We start from the raw sequence: 6462 nt of genomic DNA on the forward strand, positions 1-6462 counted from the left end.
TCTAAGCTTGACTGTAATTCAGGGGATAAAGTCATCATATTGTCGATGATTTCAAACAGTTTAATTATCTGTTCTCTCTCGAACTCCTTTTCATATAATCCCCTGATTAACTTCCACTTCCACTGTTCCCGTTGTGGCAGCTTCCCAGTAGTCGCTTTTGTTTTCAGGTGTGCCATGACTATTATAGCAAAGGGATTGCTACTTGCTTCTAGTTCTGTCCAGCTTTCCTCATAGTCCAGTAATTTAACCGTTGGGAATTTCAGACTCACTTCACAGCCAGCGATAGTATAATTATAGGAATCTGGTCGCCAATTTACTCGTTCATCTCCTAAAATTGCCAGACTGATAACTGGTTTCTGATACAAATCACAGGCACGATAGTTATAAATATACATCCTCTGAGGGAAATTTTCTTCGTATTGACTTTGAATTTCAATATGAATCAAAATCCACACTTCTTCACCACTGAGTAACCAGACTTTATAGAGTTTGTCAGCGAAACGTTTTTTTGTCTTAGCTGAAGCGGTAATCCGTTTGAGTTCTTTTTCCAGGGATTCGGGAATTTTTGTCCAATCAATTAATTGGTGAACTTCAGGAAAAAAGAAGCATGAAAACGCTTCAAAATACTCGCTTAATGCTTCTTTCCAGGGTTCATCATAATTGGCGGTTGTTTGGTTCATGGCAAGTCGCTACCAATTGGAAAGTTAGGCACTCATCTAAATCTATTATTCCCCATAAATATCATCAATGCTACTTGTCGTCACAAAACTTCCCATTAGAGCAACCTAAATCTACATCTTTGTTCTAACATTTATTGGTAAAACTATATAATGCCGTCAGATAAAGGGGGTCGGAACCAAAGGAACCGGGGAAGATATCTTTAACTAAAAAAGGAATTGACATGATTTTTTCCTGAATAATAGGGTGAAAAGTAAACAATTAAGTCCCTAAAGAAGGCACCATCCACACCGATTGAGTGCCGTCGAGGTCGGTATCCGGTCCAATTAGCGCCGGGTTGCGGTAGCCCGGGAGGACGGAGACGGCAAAAACCTCCTCCACGCCGCTATTGAACCAAAAAGTTGCCACCAGTTGACTGGTAGCTAGATTGACAATAGCCAACCCGCACCGCAATTGATTACGCCGCTCATCCAGGGGTAAACCGCCAAAAACCGCCGTTTCCCGCCCTTGGGACAACCCGACAAAGGCGTGACCTTCCCAACAGTCTAAACCCCGGGTAAAACCGGGCAATTCGGCGATGATTTCCGTGCTACCAGTTTGGGGATGCCAACGGTTCAAGGTTCCATAACCGGAATTGAGGAAATAGAGATTACCCTGATAAAGGCGGGGAGAATGGGGCATAGCTAAACCCCGCAAAATCACCTCTCCCCTAGCCACATCAATTAAGCATCCGCCCTGGGCCTTATTCTCTCGCCAGAGGCTTTCCTCGTTGGTTTCCCCCAATGCCGTCACATAGGCGGGAGTGCCGCTATTTTCAGCCATAGCCAAGCCATTGAGGTGGCAGCGGTCTCCGGGGACTAACTCGGTAATAAAGGGCGGTTTCCACTGGAGAAGAAAACTCCAATTTCCTTCGATGGTTGCCAGACAGTTAAATAGGGTATTGACCACCCAAAGGCGATTACTGCCAAAGGCCAAATCATGACCCATAATCGGGCCGGTGAGGTGAGAAGAACGAGCTAAAAAGGCGATATCCTGTTCCCCTTCCGCTTTAATCTGGGGGGCAATCTCTCGATTGGCGGGTAAATGCCAAATTGCCTGACGAGCGCCCACAGCAATTCCGGTAGCGGTTCGGGTTAAACCCATCGCTTGGTCAAAATGGGCGAAACTCACCCGCATTTGTCCTTGATAAGTGCCAATGCTGGCCACTCGTCCCGCTTGGTAGGTGGAAATCAACACTGAGAGGTCAAGCTGGTTGAGTAATTCCGGCAGATTGAGGCTGTACTCATAATTGACCGGCACCCCTTGGCGCTGAGTTGGACTCGCTGCCGGCGCTTGGGTATCTGAAAACTGGTTAGTCTTGGGCGGCAAGCTGTCCATAGAGTTTTTTTGCATAGATTAACATCGATTGTGATAATTGATTATTGTCTATGGTTTATTCTGGTTTCAGTTGGTATTAATGGGGTCTATTATAAATAAACTAATCAATATTATTTATAAACTTTTCTTAACTTTTTTTGTATCAAATTTACTTGAACGGGAGCATTAAATATTTATGATTGAGTTTGTGTAAAACACTTTTGCAATTATGGAATTGACCAGAGTTAGCTAAGAATTTAACTTAAGCTTATTCTTTTGGATATAAACTTGATTCTAGAAAAACTATTGGTAATCAGAAAATGCTGACTTCATCGCCTCCCAATCTCTCGCAACTTGCCCTTTTATTTCTCAAAATCGGCATTATCGGTTTTGGTGGTCCGGCTGCCCATATCGCTTTAATGGAGGAAGAAGTGGTTAAGCGTCGCGGTTGGATGACTAAGGAGCGATTTCTCGATTTGGTGGGGGCCACTAATCTGATTCCCGGTCCTAATTCCACGGAAATGGCCATTCATATCGGTTATATTTTTGGTGGTTTAGCGGGTTTAATAATCACGGGGGTTTGTTTTATTACTCCTGCGGTGTTAATTACGGGTTTTCTAGCTTGGATTTATACTACCTACGGGACTTTACCCGATGTGGCCCCGATTTTTGCCGGCATTAAACCGGTAGTAATTGCGGTGATTTTTCAGGCACTCTGGCGCTTAGGCAAAAAGGCACTAAAAACCCGTCAATTACTCTTCATCGGATTGGGAGTTATCGGATTATTAATCTTAGGTTTAAATGAAGTTATCGCTTTACTGTTAGGCGGAATTATCGGGATGTTTATCCTAAAAAAATTCGCTACTTTCCCCCTGATTGTGGCAGGAATAGGCGGTGCGACGGCGGTTGCTACTCCTAGCAACATCCCACCGACATTAACAGGATTAGGGCTATTTTTCCTCAAGGTGGGTAGTGTTTTATTTGGTAGTGGTTATGTGTTAGTTGCCTTTTTGGAAGGGGATTTAGTGCAGGGGAGAGGATGGTTAACCCAGCAACAATTATTAGATGCTATTGCTGTGGGTCAATTTACCCCCGGTCCGGTGTTATCCACAGCCACTTTTATCGGTTATCAAATATTAGGAGTATCGGGGGCAATTGTGGCGACTCTAGCGATTTTTTTTCCTTCTTTTATCTTTGTTTTATTACTTAATCCTCTTATTCCTAAGCTGAGAGAATCGGTTTGGGCGGGTGCTTTTTTAGACGCAATTAATGCTAGTGCCGTGGCTTTAATGGTAGCGGTAATTTTTAATTTAGCTCTAGCTACTTGGTTACAACCCTACGGGAATTTACCTTTTAATTTATTGGCTATCATTCTATCTCTTATTTCTGCTATTCTTTTACTACGTTTTCAGGTTAATTCTACTTGGTTAATTCTTGCTGGTGCGCTTATTGGTTTGCTCTTAAAACAATTAGGTTAGGGGGAAATAAGTCAATGGTTCTAATTAAATAGATTTTGCCTTTAATCCCCTCTTGATCCCTAGGGTTGATTCAAGGTAGGGTTGATTCAAGGTAGGGTTGATTTAAGGTAGGGTTGATTCAAGGTAGGGTTGATTCAAGGTAGGGTTGATTCATGAATCAACCCTACCCTTGATACCCGCTTAATAAGGGGGGTGCTGATTCGTTAAACTGAGCTTTTCTACCCAGTTATAAATCTGATCGCGATTTAGTCTATAGCTTAGAGGATGGGCGATTAATCGAGCGCTACTAGCAAATAATTCGTCAATTTCTACTAAACCATTTTCGCGTAAAGTTCGACCGGTGGACACTAGGTCAACTATCGCTTCTGACATCCCCGTAATCGGGCCTAATTCTACGGAACCATAGAGAGGTATAATCTCGACGGGAATATCTAAACGACGAAAATAATCCTTAGCACAATTGACAAATTTTGAGGCAACTTTACCGTGATGGGGAATGTCTAGAGGACTTTGATAGGGACTATCAGCAGGGACAGCTACTGACATCCGACAATAACCAAATTTTAGGTCAATTAAATTAGCCACATCGGGAGATTTTTCCAATAAAATATCATAACCAGCGATGCCTAATTGTGCCTGACCGTATTCTACATAAACTGGTACATCTGTTGCTCTGACTAATAACGCTTTCGCTTGGTTAGTAGGGTCGGTAATCTGTAATTGGCGATTTTTTGAGTCAAGAAAGGCACTAAAATCTAAGCCAATTTTCTGAAATATTTGGATACTTTCGTTTAGTAAAGCACCCTTCGGTAAGGCAATTGTTAGCATAGAGGGAATTATGAATTGGGAAGTGGGGGAGTGGGGTGTGGGGTGTGGGGTGTAGGGTGTGGGGTGTGGGGTGTAGGGTGTAGGGTGTAGGGTGTGGGGTGTGGGGAGAATAAATAAAAAATAATCTCCTGACTCCTGAATCCTGAATCCTGAATCCTGAATCCTGTCTCCTAACAGCTAAAATCATAACTGATAACTGATAACCGAGATGGCAGTAAGTTCTCTAATGACCACATCAGCTAATTGTAAATCTTGATGGTTTTCCGGTTGCCAACTAATTGCGATCGCTGCTGCTGATTTTGCCTGTTTAGCCATTTCCCAATCGGCCCTAGTGTCCCCTACCATCAGGGTTTTGTCCACTGCGGTCCCCAAAGCTTGACAGGTTTCTTGCAATAATAGGGGATCGGGTTTACTTAAACCTCGATCGCAGCCCTGGGCAATTTTAATATAATTTAATAGGTGATTTTCCTTGACAAATTGCTCCACTCGTGCTGTGGTATCGGAGGAAAGAATCGCCAATTGTAAACCGGCCGCGTGCAGATAACGAATTACTTCTAAACAGTGGGGATAGAGGGGATTTAAGCGGGGGGGAACCTTTTCATCGGCCGCTTGGAAGGCCGCTTTTGCGATCGCCATTGCCGTTAACCAATCCCGACCGGTGGAAGCAATACAACCGGCAGCGGCGATATGATTATCTCTGCGGCTGCCCACTGCCATTAAACCGGCAGGATTGAGACTATTTGCCCCAATACCGAAAGTTTTAGTTAATAAAGACTCTAAACCAGGGATTTGCGATTCAATGGCTTGTATCCGGGCTATAGCTCGATCGTACCAGAAAGCTCGCGAATCCTCTAGCGTACCGTCCTTATCAAAAACAATCCCTTGAATATCTCTAAATTCTCGATTACCACAGCGAATTATCGGCAAATAAACCCCCTTATTTTTATTGAATGTCAGCCATCATTTTAGCTGTCAGGAGACAGGATTCAGGAGACAGGATTCAGGATTCAGGATTCAGGAGACAGGAGATTATTTTTTATTTATTCTCCCCACTTCCCCACACCCCACAACCCTACACCCTACACCCCACTACCCCACTACCCTACACCCCACACCCCACTACCCCACTACCCCACACCCCACACCCCACTACCCCACTACCCTACACCCCACACCCTACACCCCACACCCCACACCCCACTACCTCACTACCCCACTTTCCTATACCTTTTAAACAGGATTTAGTATTATTCCTCAAAAGCGGCTTTTTGCTGACGGACTAAATCGACACCACGGGAAGTTCCCAGACGGGTGGCCCCGGCCCGGATAAGAGCGATCGCTTGTTCTAGGGTGCGAATTCCGCCGGATGCTTTAATTCCTACCCGGCCTTTGCTAATTTCCTTGAGAAACTTGACATCGCTAACCGTTGCACCTCCAAACCAGCCGGTACTGGTTTTTAGATAACTGACTCCTGCATCCATGCAAATTTCCGCCGCTAAACGTTTCTCGGTGTCCGTCAGTTGCGAGGTTTCCAGAATCGCTTTTACCGTCTGGCCAGTTTCCTGACAAATACTAGCAATTTCTTGGAATAATTGCTCAGATTTCCCATCTTTTAGCCAACCGAGATTAATAACCACATCTAACTCCTTGGCACCATTATCTACGGCTTCTAAAGCCTCATAACGTTTAACTGCGGAGGTAGTGGCCCCTGCGGGAAAACCAATCACGGTAGAAACTAAAGTTTTTTTGCCGTGGAGTAACTGCACAGCTTGCTTAACGGCGGCGGGATAAACGCAGACGGTGGGAAAACGATATTGATCAGCCTGTTGACAGTAAGCCTCTAATTGTTCACGGGTGGCGGTGGGGATGAGGAGAGAATGGTCGATATATTGTGCTAAATCTAGATCAGAATCGGTGATAGCCATTATCTAAGCCTCAATATAGTCAATCGATCGCTATTTTCTCATTTTATGGAAGTCAAACAGCAAAGTCATCTCTCGTTAACCTAGAAATTCAGAGACTAGCAAAAATCCAGTAACCTAGGAAGAAACCGTCACAAGTGAAGACTAGGAGACAATAGACCTATGTTAGAAGCGTATCATCAGCACGTTGCCGACCGAGC

6 protein-coding genes are annotated in these 6462 nt (G+C 44.2%); 1 reads left to right on the forward strand and 5 read right to left on the reverse strand.

The window, feature by feature from the left end:
* Nucleotides 1-680 (reverse strand): RpnC/YadD family protein (locus O9295_RS19605; protein ID WP_288034699.1); only part of this gene is annotated, 680 nt, incomplete at its 3' end.
* Nucleotides 681-939: 259 nt separating this feature from the next.
* Nucleotides 940-2055 carry a TIGR03032 family protein gene (locus tag O9295_RS19610; RefSeq protein ID WP_353851879.1) on the reverse strand — a complete coding sequence of 372 codons (1116 nt, stop codon included), beginning with the start codon at nucleotides 2053-2055 and terminating at the stop codon, nucleotides 940-942.
* Nucleotides 2056-2354: 299 nt separating this feature from the next.
* On the opposite strand from O9295_RS19610, the gene chrA reads away from it, so the two are divergent.
* Nucleotides 2355-3512: a chromate efflux transporter gene (gene chrA / locus O9295_RS19615; protein ID WP_002761363.1), complete on the forward strand. Its 1158-nt coding sequence runs from the start codon at nucleotides 2355-2357 to the stop codon at nucleotides 3510-3512.
* Between the two features lie 180 nt (nucleotides 3513-3692).
* On the opposite strand, the gene hisG is transcribed toward chrA, so the two are convergent.
* From hisG to deoC, 3 genes are all read right to left on the reverse strand, one after another.
* Nucleotides 3693-4340, reverse strand: coding sequence for an ATP phosphoribosyltransferase (hisG, locus tag O9295_RS19620; protein WP_002761364.1), 648 nt, complete (start codon nucleotides 4338-4340; stop codon nucleotides 3693-3695).
* A 183-nt stretch (nucleotides 4341-4523) separates the two neighbouring features.
* Nucleotides 4524-5267 carry an HAD family hydrolase gene (locus O9295_RS19625; protein WP_288034703.1) on the reverse strand — a complete coding sequence of 248 codons (744 nt, stop codon included), beginning with the start codon at nucleotides 5265-5267 and terminating at the stop codon, nucleotides 4524-4526.
* A 320-nt stretch (nucleotides 5268-5587) separates the two neighbouring features.
* Complete coding sequence (gene deoC / locus O9295_RS19630; RefSeq protein ID WP_288034705.1) at nucleotides 5588-6265, reverse strand: deoxyribose-phosphate aldolase; 678 nt, start codon at nucleotides 6263-6265, stop codon at nucleotides 5588-5590.
* Nucleotides 6266-6462 lie beyond the last annotated feature (197 nt).

The organism is Microcystis sp. LE18-22.4A (assembly GCF_027531105.1).
Lineage (GTDB): Bacteria > Cyanobacteriota > Cyanobacteriia > Cyanobacteriales > Microcystaceae > Microcystis > Microcystis aeruginosa.

Excerpts from the sequence above, each read along its gene's own strand:
- O9295_RS19610 (WP_353851879.1), bottom strand. The coding sequence starts at position 2,055 with ATGGACAGCTTGCCGCCCAAGACTAACCAGTTTTCAGATACCCAAGCG.
- chrA (WP_002761363.1), top strand. The coding sequence starts at position 2,355 with ATGCTGACTTCATCGCCTCCCAATCTCTCGCAACTTGCCCTTTTATTT.
- hisG (WP_002761364.1), bottom strand. The coding sequence starts at position 4,340 with ATGCTAACAATTGCCTTACCGAAGGGTGCTTTACTAAACGAAAGTATC.
- deoC (WP_288034705.1), bottom strand. The coding sequence starts at position 6,265 with ATGGCTATCACCGATTCTGATCTAGATTTAGCACAATATATCGACCAT.